General features: G+C 64.8%; 9 protein-coding genes. 8 read left to right on the top strand and 1 reads right to left on the bottom strand.

Annotated features, from left to right (window positions below; all coding sequences use genetic code 11):
- Positions 1–63 precede the first annotated feature (63 nt).
- The 7 genes from RMO51_RS03550 (at position 64) to RMO51_RS03520 (ending at position 11,044) form a co-directional block, all read left to right on the top strand.
- Positions 64–1,560, top strand: coding sequence for a RagB/SusD family nutrient uptake outer membrane protein (locus tag RMO51_RS03550; RefSeq protein WP_310392054.1), 1,497 nt, complete (start codon positions 64–66; stop codon positions 1,558–1,560).
- Positions 1,561–1,615: 55 nt separating this feature from the next.
- A complete protein-coding gene (locus RMO51_RS03545) occupies positions 1,616–2,695 on the top strand; it encodes a LamG domain-containing protein (protein WP_310392051.1) in 1,080 nt (359 codons plus the stop codon).
- A gap of 103 nt (positions 2,696–2,798) precedes the next feature.
- Positions 2,799–4,007 (top strand): glycoside hydrolase family 130 protein, encoded by a 1,209-nt coding sequence (locus RMO51_RS03540; protein ID WP_310392048.1) that lies wholly within the window; start codon positions 2,799–2,801, stop codon positions 4,005–4,007.
- A 226-nt stretch (positions 4,008–4,233) separates the two neighbouring features.
- Positions 4,234–5,499, top strand: coding sequence for an L-fucose:H+ symporter permease (fucP, locus tag RMO51_RS03535; protein WP_310392047.1), 1,266 nt, complete (start codon positions 4,234–4,236; stop codon positions 5,497–5,499).
- Between the two features lie 143 nt (positions 5,500–5,642).
- Positions 5,643–8,150, top strand: coding sequence for a TonB-dependent receptor plug domain-containing protein (locus RMO51_RS03530; protein ID WP_310392045.1), 2,508 nt, complete (start codon positions 5,643–5,645; stop codon positions 8,148–8,150).
- Between the two features lie 159 nt (positions 8,151–8,309).
- The gene (locus RMO51_RS03525; RefSeq protein ID WP_310392043.1) at positions 8,310–9,992 is read left to right on the top strand and encodes a sodium/sugar symporter; all 1,683 of its coding nucleotides are present in this window, start codon (positions 8,310–8,312) and stop codon (positions 9,990–9,992) included.
- A gap of 197 nt (positions 9,993–10,189) precedes the next feature.
- A complete protein-coding gene (locus RMO51_RS03520) occupies positions 10,190–11,044 on the top strand; it encodes a fumarylacetoacetate hydrolase family protein (RefSeq protein ID WP_310392041.1) in 855 nt (284 codons plus the stop codon).
- 195 nt (positions 11,045–11,239) lie between these two features.
- Here RMO51_RS03520 and RMO51_RS03515 read toward each other — a convergent pair whose 3' ends face one another.
- Entirely contained in the window at positions 11,240–12,268 is a 1,029-nt protein-coding gene (locus RMO51_RS03515; protein WP_310392040.1) for a Gfo/Idh/MocA family oxidoreductase, read from the bottom strand.
- 414 nt (positions 12,269–12,682) lie between these two features.
- Between RMO51_RS03515 and RMO51_RS03510 the strand changes: the two genes are divergently transcribed.
- A complete protein-coding gene (locus RMO51_RS03510) occupies positions 12,683–18,235 on the top strand; it encodes a hypothetical protein (protein WP_310392038.1) in 5,553 nt (1,850 codons plus the stop codon).
- Positions 18,236–18,297 lie beyond the last annotated feature (62 nt).

Raw genomic sequence — 18,297 nt, 5'->3', positions numbered from 1 at the left:
TGCCGCCAACCAACACTTAATGACTAGCAACCAGCAACGAACAACTAGCAACCGACAACTAACATGAAACTTCAACCTTTTGCCATTGGCTTGTTGGGCGTCCTGGCGTTGGCCACGGCCGGGTGCAAAGACTTCCTGGAGCAGCCCGTGCTGGGCCAGTACGAAGCCGGCCAGTTCTTCACCTCCGACGCCAACGCCCAGCTTGCCGTGAACAGCGCCTACGTGCCGCTCTCGTTCCGCGACGCGGGCTCCAACACCCTGTGGGTGCTGGGCGACGTGGCCTCCGACGACGCCGTGAAGGGCAGCAACCCCGGCGACCAGGCCGACTTTGAGAACATCGACAACTTCACCATTACGCCCATCAACGCGGCCGTGGAGGCCCAGTGGAAGCGCTACTACGACGGCGTGTTCAAGGCCAACGTCGTCATCGACGGCCTGCCCGAGTCCAACGTCCGCGTGAGTGCCGACGTGCGCAAGCAGGCCGTGGGCCAGGCCAAGTTCCTGCGCGCCTACTATTATTTCCAGCTCACGACGCTGTACGGCAACATTCCGCTGCGCGTGAAGGTGGAAACGCCCGAGGAACTGCAGAGCCCCGCCCTGCCCCAAGCGGCCATCTACGCCCAGATTGAGGCCGACTGCCAGGCCGCCGCGGCGGACCTGCCCGCCACCTGGCCCGCCGCCGACGCCGGCCGGGCCACCCAGGGTGCGGCCCTGGCCCTGCTGGCCAAAACCTACCTATATGAGAAGAAATGGGCCCTGGCCGCCAGCACCGCCCAAGCCGTGGGCGCGCTGGGCTACGTGCTGCAACCGGTGTTTGCCGACAACTTCCGGGCCGCCACCAAGAACAACCGGGAAACCATTTTTTCGGTGCAGCACACCAGCAGCCTCAGCCCCGCGCAGGGCAACAACCTGAACCAGTGGTTTGCCCCGCGCCCCCAGAACGGCTACGGATTTTTCTTCCCCACCAAAAGCTTGGTCGACAACTTCGAGCGGACCAGCGCCGGCGTCGTCGACCCCCGCCTGGACTACTCGGTGGGCCGGGCCGGCCAGTCCTTTTTCGGCGTGCCGTTCGACACGACCTGGACGACCACGGGCTTCGTGTCGAAGAAGCACTTGCAGCCCCTCGCGGAAGTGCCCAGCACCACCAAGGGCGACGGCGGGCTGAACTACCAGGCCATCCGCTACGGCGAGGTGCTGCTGATTGAGGCGGAGGCCGCCAACGAAGCCGGCAACAGCGCCGCCGCCCTGCTGGCCCTGAACCAGGTGCGCAAGCGGGCCCGCGAAAGCTACCTGTTCGACCTCACGCTGCCCGGCGCGGGCGCGGTGCCGGCCGGCCTGCTGCCCAACGTCACGACCACCGACCAGAACCTGCTGCGTGACCTCATCCGGCGCGAGCGGCGCTCGGAGCTGGCGCTGGAATTCCACCGGTTTTTCGACGTCATCCGCTACGGCGAGGCCTATGCGCGTCAGGCGCTGAGCAACCAGCCCAACTTCAACTACGCCCGCCACCAGTTTTACCCCATCCCGCAGAGCGAGCGGGACACCAACAAGAAGCTGTAGCGGCCCTTCGCCTTTTATTTTTTGATTCTCACCTTTTTTCTAATCCCACCACAACATGAAAAAGTCAAGTTTTTACCTGTTCCTGCTGTTCTGCCTGCTGTTTGGCGGCATGGCGGCCGTCTCTTCCTGTTCGGATAACGACGACGACAAAGCGCCCCAGGTCAACGCCGACAAGGCCCAACTAACCGCCCTCATCGACTCGGTGAACGTGGGCTACAGCGCGGCCGTGGAAGGCACCAAGCCCGGCTCGTACGCCGCGGGCTCAAAGGCCACCCTGAAAACGTCTATCGACTTGGCCACCACCACCAAGAACGACGCGGCGGCCACGCAGGCGGCCGTCAACACGGCCGTGGCCAATTTGCGGCGGGCCGTTACAGCGTTCAAGAACAGCCTCATCCAGGAGGTTTCGGCGGCCAATTTGCTGGCCCAGTACAAATTCACCGGCAACGCCAACGACGCCACCCCCAATGCCAACAACGGCGTGCTGAAGGTGGGCAAAATCGGGCCCGCTACCGCACCCGTCGACGGCACCACCCTGCCCGTACTGGTGGCCGACCGGTTCGGCCGGGCCGGCCAGGCCTACGAATTTGCCGGCGGCGGCTACATCGAGGTGCCGTACAAAGCAGCCCTGAACCCCCAGGCCCTCACCCTGAGCGTGTGGTGCAAGCGCAACGACACCAACGCCGACAACTACCTGCTGTCGCTGAACCGTTGGACGGGCTACAAATTTCAGTTGCAGGGCGACAACAAGCCTTTTCTCACCGTGACCACCACCTCGACCACGGCCGACCGCGACGCCGATTCAGGCATCGTGCCGGTGAACGTGTGGACCCACGTGGCCTCGTCCTACGTCGACGGCACCATGAAATTCTACATCAACGGGGCCTTGGTGAAAACCTGGACCAACGTGGCCGGCGCCATCAAGGCCGTGCCCGAGCCCGTGGCCCTGAGCATTGGCCAGCAACTGCCCAGCAACATTTACAACAAGGTCCCCGCCGCGGGTCAGCCTGCCGACTACTTCCAGTACTACGGCCCCGCCTTTTTCAAAGGCCAGATGGACGACATCCGCATCTACAACCGCGCCCTGACCGACGCCGAAGTGCAGTCCATCTTCACCATCGAGAGCACGCTGTAATTTGAGCAGTTCTCGCGTCTTATGCCTTGTCACCTCCCACTGTTCTGCTTTTAGAATGGTGGGAGATAGATGACATGGTCCAATATTTCACTTCCGAAATCGAATGAGAATTTTTAATCAAAAGGTCCGCTGGCTTGCTGGCAGTTTTGCCACGCTAACCCTGGCCGGGCTGCTGGGCTGCACCACCCTCAACCCCGCCAAATCCACGGCTGCCGCGTCTTCGGCCGCGCCGATTGGCGACAGCTGGGCCTTGCTGAACTTCACCAAAGTAGACAGCGTGAACCCCATCATGGGCCCGAGCACGGCCGGGAAGTTCACGGACCCCATTCTGAAGCAGGAAGTGCTCTGGGAAGAAAAAGACGTGTTCAACCCCGCCGTGGTGGTGAAGGATGGCGTGGTATACATGCTGTACCGGGCCGAAAACAAGGTTGGTAAGTTCAGCAAGACCTCGCGCATCGGGTTGGCTACCAGCACCGACGGCCTGCATTTCACCCGGCGCAAGGAACCCGTGCTGCACCCCGACAACGACGTGCATAAGAAGTACGAATGGTCGGGTGGTACCGAGGACCCGCGCGTGGTAGAAAGCGAGGACGGCACCTACTACATGACCTACACCGCCTACGACGGCGACAAGGCCCGCCTGCACATCGCCTCCTCGCGCGACCTGCTGAAGTGGACCAAGTACGGCAACGTATTCACCCGGGCGGCCGGCGGCAAATACGTGGACAAGTGGACCAAGTCTGGCGCCATCGTGTCGCGCTACGAGGCCGACGGGCGCATTGTGGCCACCAAAATCAAGGGCAAGTACTGGATGTATTGGGGCGACGCCCAGGTGTGGCTGGCCACTTCGGACGACCTCATTCACTGGACGCCCATTGAAATGGCGGCCGGCGAAAAGCCGCCGGTGCCCCTGCGCGCCCAGGCCATCACCATGCCCGACCTGAAAATCGTGCTGCCGACCCGTGAGGGCAAGTTCGACAGCGACCTAGTAGAATCGGGCCCGCCGGCCATGATTACGGACCAGGGCATCCGCCTGATTTACAACAGCCGCAACGAGCCTTCTTTTGGCGACAAAAACCTGCCCGTGGGCACCTACACCGCCGCCCAGGCCCTGTTCGACATCAACGACCCGACCAGGCTGCTCCAGCGCCTGGATAATTACTTCATGCGCCCGGAGCTGCCTTACGAAACCACCGGCCAAATCAACCAGGTGGTATTTTTGGAAGGGCTGGCCCGGTTCAAGAACAACTGGTTCATTTACTACGGTACGGCCGACTCGAAAATCGCCGTGGCCACCCGCCCGGTCAACTAAAGGCGTATTCGGCAAGCGGACGCTAGATGAGCATGACGGGAGCGAGGTGTTTAGCATGTCGCAAATACCCGCCAAGTGTTTGCCTGGAGCAGGGGCCACGCACCCAATTGTGTCCGCTGGTTGCGAAACGACTCAGCTTCCCTGGCAAAAAAACCATTCTTCACGCCCAAGCCTGCTGTCGCACGATGGGCCGCTGGGCTCCGAATATTCGTTAGAATTTCTGCTTATGCAATCAGTAGCTGCCGCCATCAACTCCGCTAAGCCCACCTTCACCGAGCGGAAGTACATTCCGACACTGATTTTCGTCTCGTCGCTGTTCATGCTCTGGGCCATTGCCATCACGATGGGCGACGTGCTCAACAAGCACTTTCAGAACGTGCTGAACGTGAGCAAAGCGCAGTCGGGACTGGTGCAATTTTCCATCTTCGGGGCCTACGCCGTGATGGGCATCCCGGCGGGCTTGTTCATGAAGCGGTTCGGCTACAAAAACGGGGTGCTGCTGGGGCTGGGGCTGTATGCGCTGGGCGCGTTCCTGTTTGTGCCGGCGGCCAACGGGGGCTCGTTTGACTTTTTTCGGGGGGCGCTGTTCGTGCTGGCCTGCGGGCTGGCCACGCTCGAAGCCGTGGCCCATCCGTTCATGGCCGCCCTGGGCGACCAGCGCACCAGCGACCAGCGGCTAAATTTTGCCCAGTCGTTCAACGGCCTGGGCGCCGTGGTGGGCCCGCTGCTGGGCAGCTACTTTATCCTGAACGGCGCGCACGTTCAGGGCGACTTGTCGTCGGTAAAAACGCTGTACGTGGCCATTGGTAGCGTCATTCTGGCCATTGCCGTGGCGTTCACGTTCGTGAAGGTGCCGGCCCTGCAGGACGCCCACGCCGCCCCGGCGTCCGCCGAAACCGAAGCTGGCTTCTACAGCGGCACGGCCGGGGAAGTGCCCCGCGCCAAAAAGCTGCTGCAGCACCGTCATTTCGTGTGGGCCTGGGTGGCGCAGTTTCTCAACGCGGCGGCGCAGGGGGGCACCTGGGCCTACTTCATCAACTACGGGGTAGAAGAAATGCGCTTCACCGACCAGGCGGCAGCGGGCTACTTCTCCCTGTTCATGGTGCTGATGATGACCGGGCGCTTCGTGGGCACGTTCCTGATGCGCTACGTAGCCCCCAACAAGCTGCTGGCCGCCTTCGCGCTGGCCAACGTGCTCATGTGCCTCATCGTGGCCCAAAGCTGGGGCTGGCCGTCGTTCGTGGCCCTGCTGCTGATAAACTTCTTTTTCAGCATCATGTTCCCCACCATTTTCAGCTTGGGTATCAAGGACCTGGGGCCGCAGACCCAGCAGGCTTCTTCCATTTTGGTGATGGCTGTGGCGGGTGGCGCCGTGTTTCCCTACTTCATGGGCAAAATAGCCAACCACGACATTGCCGCCGCTTATTACCTGCCCATCGTTTGCTACGTCGGTATTTTCCTGTTCGGGGCGCGCTTGTACCGGCTGCGTTGAGTGCGGCCCGGGTGGCGCCCCTTGCCGAGTCCGACCAGGGCGCGCCCTGCGCGGCGTCGCCATCTTTGCGCCGAAACTTGATGGCTGATTCACCAACGTGACTCGGCCGTTTTCGACGGCGCGCAAACATGGAAGTAGCAAGAATGCAAAAACGAATACTGGCCGCCCTTCTGGTCGGCGGCCTGGCCCTGAGCCTGGCGCTGACGGCCTTTCGCCCTGCGCCCGCCGAAGACGGCTTGGTGCAGCGCATCGCGCGCCAGCTGGGCGACTACTACGCGGCGGCTAAGGGCGAGAAGGCCTACCTCCACCTCGACCGCCCGGTGTACGCCACCGGCGAAACCATCTGGTTCAGCGCCTACGTGGTGGACGCCACCCAGCACCAGCTCGACTCGCTCAGCCAGGTGCTGTACGTCGATTTGGTGTCGCCCCAGCAGCGGGTGGTGGCCCGCCGCACCCTGCGCCTGCGCGGCGGCCGGGCCAGCGGCGACCTCGACCTGGCCGACTCGCTGGCCGCCGGCACCTATGTGCTGCGCGCCTACACCAGCTGGATGCGCAACGCCGGCGATGACTTTGTCTACAGCCGTCGGCTGAGTGTCTGGCCCGCCTCGCCCCTGGGCCCGCAGGAAAGCTCCGCCGCGGCTGTTGCCCCCGGCAGCCGCCCCAAAGGCAGCCCCGCCGCCAAACCCGACATCCAGTTTTTCCCCGAGGGCGGCTATTTGGTGGAAGGCCTGCCCGCCGTGGTGGCCTGCAAAGCCACCGACGCCAGCGGCCGGGGCCTGGCCGTGCGCGGCCAGGTGCTGAATGCCCAGAACGCCGTGGTGGTGGCCGCTTTTAGCAGCCGGCACGCGGGCATGGGGCGCTTCGCCTTCGTGCCCGGCGCCGGCCAGCGCTACCGCGCCCGCCTCACCCTGCCCGACGGCAGCACCGCCGACTACCCGCTGCCGGCCGTCCGGCCCGGCGGCTACACCCTGCACGTGGTCGAGAACAGCGAAGCCTTCGTGGTGGAGGCGCGCTACCGCGGCGCGGCCGGGGCGCCCGCGCCCGGCCCCGTGCAGTTGCTCACGGAAGTGCGCGGCGTGGTGGCCTACCCGCCCGCCCGCCCGCTGACGGCCGACGCGCCGGTGGTGTGGCGCATGCCCAAGAAAAACTACCCGAACGGCATCGTGCATTTCACCTTGTTCGACGGGGAAGGAACGCCGCAGTGCGAGCGGCTGGCCTTCGCGCAGAACGGCCCCGCCGGCCTGCGCATCACCGTCACGCCCGACCAGGCCAGCTACGGGCCCCACGCGCCGGTGCAGCTCACCGTGCGCGTGGCCGATGCGGCCGGCCAGCCCGTGGCCGCCACCCTCTCCCTGGCCGTGAGCGACGCCGGCCTCGGCGCCCTCGACCCCGCCGCCGAAACCATTGCCTCCAACCTGCTGCTGACTTCCGACCTGGCCGGCTACGTGGAAAACCCCGGCTACTACTTCCGCGAGCCGACGGCCGCCACCGCCCTGGCCCTCGACGACCTGCTGCTGACCCAGGGCTGGCGGCGTTTCGTGTGGAAGGAGGTGCTGGCCGGGCAGGCCCCGCCGCAGCGCTTCAACCCCGAGCAGGACATCACCCTGGCCGGGCAGGTGGTGAGCGAAAACGGCAACCGCCCCATCGCCAATAGCCAGCTGACCTTCCTGCAAACGCGGCCTTCTAAGAATGTGGTGACGGCCACTACCGACGCGCAGGGCCGCTTCAGCTTCGCGGGCATTCCCGTGCTCGACACGGCCATCATCACGCTCCAGGCCCGGCGGGCCCAGGGCGGCGCCAACGTTTTTATCCGGCCGGATGTCGGCCCGGTGCCGGGCCGGGGGCCGCTGCCCGCCCTGCCGCCGCTGGCCGCCGCCCCGCCCGGCGTGGCCGCCTTCGTGCGCCGCAGCCGCCAGGCCCAGGCCGCCGACCTCGACCTGCACCCCGAAAAAGCCGTGCGCAACATCAACCTCGGCAACGTGTCGGTGACGGCCAAGCGGGTGGCCGTGCCGCGCGACGACCCGCGCCGCCTCTACGGCGCCACCGGGGGCACGGTGGTGGACTTTGCCAACAACCCGGCCGCGCAGTCGGCCCAGTCGGTGCTGCAGGTGCTGCAAGGGCGGGTGGCCGGCCTGACCATCAGCGGCAGCCCGCCCAACCAGACGGCCCAGATTCGGGGCGGTGGCACGCCGCTGTTCATCGTGGACGGCGTGCGGACGGACGTGAGTTTCGTCAGTAGTCTGGCCGCCACCGACATCGAGTCGGTGGAAATCTTTAAGGGGCCCGAGGCGGCCATTTTTGGGGGCAGCGGCGGGGCCATTGCCATCTACACCAAACGGGCCGACCCCAACTACAAGGGCGCCGACCGGCCCGCGCCCCCCGGCATTGCCACCGTGCGGCTGCCGGGCTTCTACCCGGCCCGCGAGTTTTACCAGCCCCGCTACAACGCCCTGCTCACCAACCCGCCCGCCGACCCGCGCACCAGCACCCTGTACTGGAACCCCGCCGTGCGCACCAACGCCGCCGGCCAGGCCGAGCTGCACTTTTTCACGGCCGACGGCAGCGGCACGTTTCAGGCCGCGGCCGAAGGCCTCGGCGTGGGTGGCCTGCCCGCCCAGGGCGCGGGCACGGTGGTGGTGCGCGGCAAATAAGGAGGTGCTTGGGCAACGTTGCCTGGCCAAATAGCGGGCGCCGGGAAAAAAAGTCCTTTCAGAAGCGGTTTTTTTACCGGAACATTACCCTTTCAACCCGCGGCCCACCCCAGGGCGGCGGCCTAGTACATCTCGCATTCTCGCCTCGCCACCCGCTCAATGAACAAGCTCGCCACGGTTGACTACATCGTCTTTTTCGTCTATTTCATCATCGTCTCGGGCTACGGCGTCTGGATTTACCGGCGCAAAACCGGGCACGACGGCACCCTGGAGGGCGACTCCAAAGACTATTTCCTGGCCGAGGGCTCGCTCACGTGGTGGGCCATCGGCTCCTCGCTCATCGCCTCCAACATCTCGGCCGAGCAGTTCGTGGGCATGTCGGGCTCGGGCTTTAAGATGGGTCTGGCCATCGCCACCTACGAGTGGATGGCCGCCCTCACGCTCATCGTGGTGGCCGTGTTTTTCATTCCGGTGTACCTGAAGAACCGCATTTTCACCATGCCGCAGTTCCTCAGCCAGCGCTACAACGGCACGGTGGCCATGATTATGGCCGTGTTCTGGCTGGCCCTCTACATCGTGGTCAACCTCACCGCCATCCTCTACCTCGGGGCCATTGCCGTGAGCAGCATCTCGGGCCTGAACCTGACTTTCTGCCTCTACGCGCTGGCCGGGTTCGCCGTGCTCATCACCCTGGGCGGCATGAAGGTGATTGGCTTCACCGACGTCATCCAGGTGTTCTTCCTCATCCTGGGCGGCCTGGCCACCACCTACCTGGCCCTGAACCTGGTGGCCGAGCAAAGCGGCACCACCGGCGTGCTCAACGGCTTCAACCTGATGACGGCCCAGGCCGGCGACCATTTTCAAATGATTTTCCGGCGCGACAACCCCAACTACATGGACTTGCCGGGCCTCACCGTGCTCATCGGCGGCATGTGGATAGTGAACCTGAACTACTGGGGCTGCAACCAGTACATCACCCAGCGCGCGCTGGGGGCCGACCTGCCCACCGCCCGCGCCGGCATCCTGTTCGCCGCCTTCCTCAAGCTGCTCATGCCCGTGATTGTGGTGCTGCCCGGCATCGCCGCCTACGTGCTCTACAAGCAGGACGTGTTCAGCGGCGAGATGATGCAGAACGGCGAGCTGAACCCCGACCGCGCCTACCCGGTGCTGCTCAACATCCTGCCCGTGGGCCTCAAGGGCCTCTCGTTCGCCGCCCTCACGGCCGCCGTGGTGGCCTCGCTGGCCGGCAAGGCCAACAGCATCGCCACCATCTTCACGCTCGACGTTTACCAGAAGGTGCTGGCCCCCGGCGCGTCAGAAAAGCAGCTGGTGGCCGTGGGCAAAGCCGCCGTCGTGGTGGCCATGATTCTGGGCGTCATCATCGCCCCGCACCTGGGCATCGACAAGAAAGGCGGTTTCCAGTACATCCAGGAGTACACGGGTTTCGTGTCGCCGGGCATCTTCGCCATGTTCATCCTGGGCTTTTTCTGGAAGAAAACGACTTCCAACGCGGCCCTGTTCGCCACCATCGGCGGCTTTCTGCTGTCGGTAGCCTTCAAGTTTTTGCCCAATTACGTCGACCTGTCCTTCCTGGCCCCGCTGGGCTTCGCGGTGCCCAACGCGGCCGGCGTGTACGAAATCCCCTTCATCGACCGCATGGGCTTCGTGTTCGCCATCTGCGTGGCCGTGATGGTCGTCATCAGCCTCTACGAAACCAACCGCGGCGTCGTCACCCACGGCCTGGAAATCGACCGCAGCATGTTCAAAACCAGCCGCGGCTTCGCCATCGGCACCATGGTGGTGATGGTCATCGTCACCACGCTCTACACCGTGTACTGGTAAGGGGAGTAAAGCTCCGTCCAGACCAATTCATCAGCCCGTCATGCTCATCTGGCGTCCACGCAGCCGAAGCATCTCGCGGGTAGTAGTAAATCTTTTCTTGCGATTGGATTACTGCTGCCCGCGAGATGCTTCGACTCTGCGGACGCTAGATGAGCATGACGTTCTTTTTTTACTCGTTCTACGCATTCTCTTTCGCCATGAAACTACTCCGCTACGGCCCGCCCGGCCAGGAAAAGCCCGGCATCCTGCAAGGCGAGCAGCGCTTCGACGTCGCCGCGTTCGGCGAGGATTACAACGAGGCATTTTTTGCGGGCGACGGCCTGCGGCGCTTGGCCGAATTCGTGCGGGCGAATACCGGCCGGCTGCCCGAAGTGGCGGCCACCGAGCGCCTGGGCCCGCCCGTGGCCCGGCCCTCCAAAATTGTGTGCGTCGGCCTGAACTACTCCGACCACGCCCATGAAATGGGCCTGCCGACGCCCGCCGAGCCGGTGGTTTTTCTGAAAGCCACCTCCGCGCTGGCCGGCCCGTTCGATGAAATTGTATTGCCCAAAAACTCGCTGAAAACCGACTGGGAGGTGGAGCTGGCCGTGGTCGTCGGCCGGCGCGCGGCTTACGTGGCCGAAGCGGAGGCCCTGGCCTACGTTGCCGGCTACTTGCTGCACAACGACGTGTCGGAGCGCGCGTTCCAGCTGGAGCGCGGCGGCACCTGGGACAAGGGCAAGGGCTGCGACACCTTCGCGCCCATGGGCCCGGTTCTGGCCACGCCCGACGAAATCGGGGACGTGCACAACCTGCGCCTGTGGCTCACCGTCAACGGCCAGCCCAAGCAGGACGGCTGCACCGCCAACCTCATTTTCAACGTTCCCTTCATCGTCGCCTACGTCAGCCAGTTCATGACCCTGCTACCCGGCGACGTGATTTCGACCGGCACCCCGGCCGGCGTGGGCATGGGGCTCAGGCCGCCGCAGTACCTGCGGCCCGGCGACGTGGTGGAGCTGGGCATCGACGGGCTGGGCGCGGCGCGCCAGGTGGTGCGGGCCCACGCGGGGTAAGGGCAGAGGGCTTGCCCTGCCGTTGCACGGTGACTGCCCCGGCGGCGCGCCCATAAGCGCCAGCTCCGCTTTGAAAAAAGTTAAAAGTTGAAAACCTAACAACCCTGGTTTTTAACTTTTAACTCTCAACTTTTAACTTAAAAGACCTTCAGGAAGTCCTGAACGGCTGTTCTTTGCACGGAAAGTAACTGCCCGCTACTCCTCGGCGGGTTGCTCCAGCACCTCATTCTGCCACAGCAGCTGCTCCCGGCGAACGGGGTAGGGCACCCCGTTGCGGATGGTTTGCAGCACGGCTTCGAACAAGTCCAGGTAGTTGCCGGAAGCGGCGGCGTCGGGCTTGGTGACCAGGGCGCCGTCGGGCGCGGCCAGGGTGAGGCGCCCGGCTTGGCCGGCCTGCTCGTGGCCGTAGTCGTGGGCCAGGGGCGAGAGACCCCGCAACAATTGCGCTTCCTGGGGGTCGGTGCGGCCTTTTTGGTAGCTGCCCAGGGTGCCGTGCAGCACGTAGGCGGGGCCGGGCGCGGCCACCAGCAGGCTGGAGCTCACCCACACGTGGAGCCCGGCGGGGTAGCGGAGGTGCAGCGAAAAAAAGTCGTCGACCCGGGTGCCGGGCCGGTGGTGGCCCACGGTTTTGCGGCAGCTGAGCGGGCGGCCAAACAGGCTGATGGCCTGGTCGAGCAGGTGCGGGCCCAGGTCGTAGAGCAGGCCGCTGCCGGGGCCCGGCTCTTCCTTGAATTTCTTGGCGTTCAGGGCGGGTTTGTAGCGGTCGAAGCGCAGGTGCGCTTCGACGAGCTGCCCAAGCTGCCCGCCCTCAACCACGCGGGCGACGGCGCCGAAGTCGCTGTCCCAGCGGCGGTTCTGGTAGGCCAGCAAGTGGCGGCCGGTTTGCCGGGCCAGGGCAAACAGCTCCCGCAACTGGGCCACCGAAGTAGCCACGGGCTTTTCCAGCAGCACGTGCTTGCCGGCGCGCAGGGCCTGGCCGGCCAGGTCGAAGTGCGTGCCGCTGGGCGTGTTCACCACCACCAGCTCCAGGGCGGGGTCGGCCAGCAGCTCGGCCACGCCGGGGTAGCTGCGAACGCCGGGGTAGTCGACGCACATGCGCTGCTCGGTGCGCTCGGCCACGGCACGCAGGTCGAACCCGGGGTGCGCCGCCAGAAAAGGCGCGTGAAACAGCTTGCCCGACATGCCATAAGCCAGCAGGGCAGTGCGAATGGGAGCAGGAGGCATGGGTTGGGTTAAAACGGGTCAGCGCTAAGTTCGGCCAGAATTTGGCCAGATGAAAATTTTAAATCAAGCCCGGCACCCGCCCCTGATTTCTTGCCGAAAGTGGGACAATACAAGGGTGCTAAAAAGAACGTTATTTAGAAAAATATTGACAATCAAGAGGTAATGCGGTTTAAGCCCGCTGTTTCGCGAATTGCTTTTTTGATTCTGCCTAACTTGTACCGGGTTTTTCTGCGTGGGCCCGGGCACTATACTTCGAGCCTGGCGTTTGCGTTGAAAAAGCAGCCTGCCGCACCGTGGCCGCGTCGTTCTGCGCGACGCCCAAAGCGCGGCGGGGCCAAGCGAAACGAGACCTATAAAAACCGGGCCCGCCCGGCGCCTGCCGGGCAGGCCGCAATTACCGTCCAACTAGTTTATATGAAGCAATTTGTTATTCTTGCCGCGTGGTTGGGCCTTTGGGCGGGGGCCTGTTCGCCGGCCCGGGCCCAGACGAAAGCCCCGGCCCCCGGCGGCGCGGCCCCCGCGGCGGGGCCCGTCCTGCCGCGCTACCAGCCCGGCAAGCTCTCAACTGACCCCGCCCAGTACATCGCCGACGTGCAAGCCATGATGGTCAGCACCAACAACGCGGGCGCCCGCGTCGTGGGCGCCCGCCTGCAGGAGCTGTGGGCCTCGAACCAGCTCACGGCCTCGCAGCAGCGCCGCATCGTGGCGCTGTCGCAGGTCATGCTGGCCAAGAAATTCCGGCCCCGCCCGCATTTCGAGGCGCTGTTTGTGGCCATTGAGAACGGGGTCATCCGGGCCAAGCTCAACGACCAGCAGATGGACCAGTACCTCGACGTGCTGGGGCAGACCCTGGAGAAGGAAGCGTCCCAGGAAACGGAGAAATTCATTGCCAGCACCAGCCGCTTCTTCACCAGCGGCTACCTCTACCGCTCGGGCTTCAGCTCGCTGCGGGCCGTGGGCGGCACGGTTTCGTTTGCCTACTCGCCCGTGGCCGCGCCCGTGTCGAACCTGGAGTTTGGCGCCCCGGCCCCCGCGCCGAAAGACGACCTGCCCGCCGCCCCGCCCGCGGCAAAAACGCCCGCCGCCAAGGCCCCGGTGAAAGCGGCGGCCAAGCCCGCGCCCAAAAAGAAAGCCAGCAGCAGCGGCTGGGACACCGCCGATTTGTGGTCGTCGCCTTCGAGCGGCGGCTGGGGCGATGCCGACGACGGCTGGGGGGGGCCCGTGAAGAAAAAAGCCCCGGCCAAGAAGCCCGTGGCCAAAACACCGGCCAATGCCGCGCCCGCCAAAGCCGCCGCGCCCGCGGTCAAGCTGGCGGGTTTTGATGAGCCCACGGCGGCGTTCACGCCCTCGGCCCTGCCCTACGACGAGTACCTGGCCCCGCCCACCCGCGGCGCCGTGATAGTGGTAAAAGACGCCGACCTGTCCTTCTTTTCGGCCGGCGACTCGGTGGTGCTGAAGAAGGTGAGCGGCACGGCCGTGCCCAGCACCAACCGCTTCGTCGCGACCAGTGCCCAGTTCGGGTGGACCGTTAAAACCAACCCGGTGACGGCGGAGCTGGCGGGCTTTGACTTCGACATGCGCCGGCCCGAGTTCACGGCCCAACCCGTGACGCTGACCCACCCGGCCCTGCTGGAGGCGCCCATCAAAGGGGCCTTCAGCTACAAGAGCGTGCGGCGCAAGCCCGGGACCACCGACACCGGCCAGCCGCGCTTCATCTCGCTCACCAATGACGCCCGCATCAAGAACCTGGGCGACAACATCAAGTACCGCGGCGGCTTGTCGATGGCCGGCGGCAAGGTGCTCAGCGCGGCCCTAGACGGCTCGATGAGCAACCTCACGGTGAGCCTCGACGGCAAGCCCAAGTTCAAGGCCGCCTCGCGGGCTTACGTGCTCGGCGACTCTATTATCACGGCCGGCCGGGCCGCGGTTACCATTTACGAAGGCGCCAAGGACTCGGTGACGCACCCCGGCACCCAGCTCAAGTACTCCAAGGGCAAGCAGGAGCTCATGCTGGCCCGCGAGGAAGGCCTCTACAAGAACACGCCCTACAGCGACTCCTACCACCAGCTCGAAATCCGCACCGAGGCCCTGACCTGGAACCTGCGCAGCCCCACCATCGACTTCGCGGTGCTGTCTTCAAAAAACCAGTCGACGGCCAATTTTGAGAGCAAGGAGTTCTTCACCAACACCCGCTACCAGCAGCTCAAGAGCATCAACCGGCTGCACCCGCTGCAGATGCTGGTGGGCTACAGCCAGACCCACGACGACATCAAAACCGTAAACGTGCTGGACCTGGCCACCCAGCTGAAAACGTCGGTGCCCAACATGCGCAGCGCCATGGCCGGCCTGGCCCGCGACGGCTACGTGCAGTGGAACCCCCAGACCGGGGACGTCACCATCTTGCCCAAGGGCGCGCACTACGTGGCCTCCGCCCGCGACAAAAAGGACTACGACCACTTGGCCATCAAGTCCTTGTCGGGCACGGGCCGCAACGCTACCCTCAACCTGAATACCAACGAGCTGCTGGTGCGCGGCGTGAAGCGTTTCAACTTCTCCGACGACTCGGCCACGGTGTTCGTGCGGCCGGACAGCGCCATCATTCGCATCCGGCAGAACCGCAACATCCAGTTCAGCGGCACGGTGGTGGCCTCGGCCATGCGCTTCCGGGGCCGCCAGTTCATGTTCGACTACGACGGCTTCTTCATCGACATGGCCAAGATTGACTCCATCGTGGTGCGCAGCCAGGCCAAGAGTGCCAAGGGCCAGCCGCCGGGCAAAATTGCCGACTTCGCCCTGACCAACAAGGGCAACGTCTCGACCGGCCGCCTCTACCTCAACGACCCCAAAAACAAGTCGGGCCGCAAGAAGAAGGGCCAGTACCCGGCGTTCGAATCCCAGAGCGGGGCCAACGTCTACTTCGGCCAGCAGAGCGTGCTGGGCGGGGTGTACGACTCGACGCTGGTGTTCGACATTCCGCCGTTCCGGCTCGACTCGCTCAACGGCATCGGCCGGTCCACGTCGGGATTTGAGGGCACGTTCCGCAGCGGGGGCATCCTGCCCGACATCAAAACCAAGCTCACCGTGCAGCCCGACGGCTCGCTGGGCTTCGTCTACGACGTGCCCAAGGACGGCTTTCCGCTTTACAAGGGCCGCGGCCGGGTGTTCAACAAGGTGAAGATGAACGGCCGGGGCCTGCAGGCCGATGGCACCGTGAACTACCAGACGGGCACGTTCACCTCCGACGCCTTCGTGTTCTACCGCGACTCGGTGGTGACCATTGGCAAGACCGGCGCCATTGCCGGCAAGAAGGCCGAGGGCGTCGACATTGCCAAAATGGGCCTGCCGCCCGGCTACCTCATGCACTGGAACGTGCCGCAGGACTCGATGTACCTGAGCACGCCGCGCTCCGACGAGCCCATCCGCCTCTATTCCACCACCGACCGCAAAACCAAAACCGTGTCGGCGTACAGCTTCCGGGGCACGGCGCTGCTCACGCCCCGGGGCACGGGCGGCGACGGCCGCCTCGACGGGCCGCAGTCGTTCATCAAGTCGCCCGAATTTGTCTTTAAAACCGATAGCTACTCGGGCAAGCGCGCGGCCCTGAGCATCAAGTCGGATGAGGCCAACAAGCCGGCCCTGACGGCCAACGAAGTGGCCTTCGACTACAACATCCAGAAGGGCTACGCCGACTTCAAGCGCGAGGAAGGCAGCAAGGCCAGCACCGACCTGCCCTACTCAAAGTTCAAAACCACGCTCAGCGCCGGGCACTGGGACTTCAAGAAAAAGCAGGTGCAGCTGCGCGTGGCCGCCACCGCCGACTCTACCAAGTCGTACTTCTACTCTACCAACCCCGACCAGGTGGGCCTGAAGTTCAAGGCCTCGTCCGGCGTGTACGACCTGGCCAAGTACCGCATGCAGGTGAGCGGCGTGCCCTACATCGCCGCCGCCGACGCCTGGATTGTGCCCGACTCGGGCCGGGCCAACATTCTGGTCAACGGCCGCATTCAGCGTTTCAAAAACGCGACCATCCTGCTCGACTCGCTCGAAAAAATCCACACGCTCAACCAGGGCAGCGTGGAAGTGCTGTCCCGGATTGCCTTTGCCGGCACGGCCAACTACGTCTTCAAGTCGGCCGCCGACTCCATGGCGTTGAGCTTCACCAACTTCGAGCCCGACCCGGCCGGCATTCTGGCGGGCAAGGGCCGGGGCGCCAAGGGCCTGCTGCGCTTGAGCAAGGACAAGGACGACCCCGCGGCCGCGGCCGCGGCCGCGGCCCCGGAAGGGTACGACTTTAAGGACTCCACCGGCCCGCCCACCGTGGCCACGGCCACCATCAACCCCACCAACAAGTTTCAGATTGCGCCCCGCATCCGCTACCGCGGCAAGGTGCAGCTGTTCTCGCGCCGCCGCGGCTTCGTGTACAGCGGCGAGGTGCAGCTGCAGTTTGGCAAGGAGCGCGACGCCGGCTCGTGGGTGGCCATCAAGGACTCCATCGACCCGAAAAACGTGGTGGTGAACCTGGAGAACGTCAAGGACAAGGACGGCTTGCCGCTCGTGACCGGCCTGTTTATGTCGGAGCAAACCAACAAAATCTACCCGCTCTACGCCGCCCCCGTGCTGAGCCCCACCGACGTGGCCCTGTTCACGGTGGACGGCAAGCTGCGCTACGACAACAAGAAGAACGTCTACACCATTTCGCGCAACGACCCGGCCGACGTCAACGCCTACGAGGGCGCGGCCCTGACCTACATCGACTCGACCAACCGGCTCACCTTCCGCGGGCCCATGCAGTTCATCGCCTCGAACAAGGACTACAAGATAGTGGCCAGCGGCGTGGGCACGGGCACCCCCGACAGCGCCCGCTACGCCGTGGACGCCCTGCTGGGCATCGACATCAACATGCCGCCCAAGTCCATCGAGGTGATGGGCGCCGAGCTGCTGCGGGCCACCAAGTACTCGCCCGAAGCCCAGAACGGCTCCACCGACGAGCTCTACAAAATCGCCCAGTTCATCGGCAACAAGGGCGCGGAGGCCTACGCCGTGCGCAAAGGCGCCGCCGACCCGCTGCTGAAGCTCTCGCCCAAATTCCTGCACACCCTGCTGCTGAGCAAGGTGAACCTGCGCTGGAACGAGAAGCAGCGCGCCTGGTATTCGGTGGGCCTGATTGGGCTGGCCGGCGTGGGCAAGCAGGCGCTGAACGCGCTGGTGAGCGGCTACGTGGAAATCAAGCGCGAAGACGCCATCGACGTGGTGGAAATCTACCTCGAAGCCGACCCCTCGACCTGGTACTACCTCAAGTATGCCAACAACCTGCTCCTGGCCAAGTCGAGCAGCGAAAACTACGACTACGAAATCAGCAGCAAGGCCAAGTACGCCTACGAGACGGCCACCACCTACGGGGCCTTCCTGGGCGGCATCGACGACGTGGACGGCTTCCGGGCGCGCTTCCAGAAGACCTACCTGGGCAAGACCGGCAAGCTGGCCGCCCGCGCCGCCGCCCCGGGCACCGATACGTTCGACACGGTGGACGACAAGAAGGGCCGCAAGAAAAAAGGTAAGGCCGACTACGCCGAAGACCCCGCCGCCACGGCCGACGTCGCGCCCGCGTCCGAGCCCGCCAAGAAGAAGAAGAAAGCCAAAGCCAACGACCCCTTCGGCGACGGCGTAATCGACGACCCCAACGCGCCGGCCGTGCCCGCGCCCGCCAAGAAGAAGGAACCGGCCCCGGCCAAAGCCGCCGACGCCCCGGCCGCCGACCCCGCGCCAGCCAAAGGCAAGGCCAAAGCCCCCGGCGCCGACCCGGCCCCCGCCCCCGACGCCGCCGAAGCCGACCCCGCGCCCACCAAAAAAGAAGCCGACCGGCTGGCCAAGGAAGCCGAAAAGCTGAAAAAGGAGGAAGAGAAAAAGAAGAAGGAAGAGGATAAGAAGAAAAAGAAAGGCACCGACGACCCCTTCGGCGACAGCTAAGCCCCCGGCCGGCGCCGCCTGACTACCCCGACTACCCCAGAACGTCATGCTGAGCTTGTCGA

It is taken from the genome of Hymenobacter sp., assembly GCF_031398885.1.
In the GTDB taxonomy this organism is placed as follows: domain Bacteria; phylum Bacteroidota; class Bacteroidia; order Cytophagales; family Hymenobacteraceae; genus Hymenobacter.
This window is presented reverse-complemented; position numbering and strand designations above follow the sequence as displayed.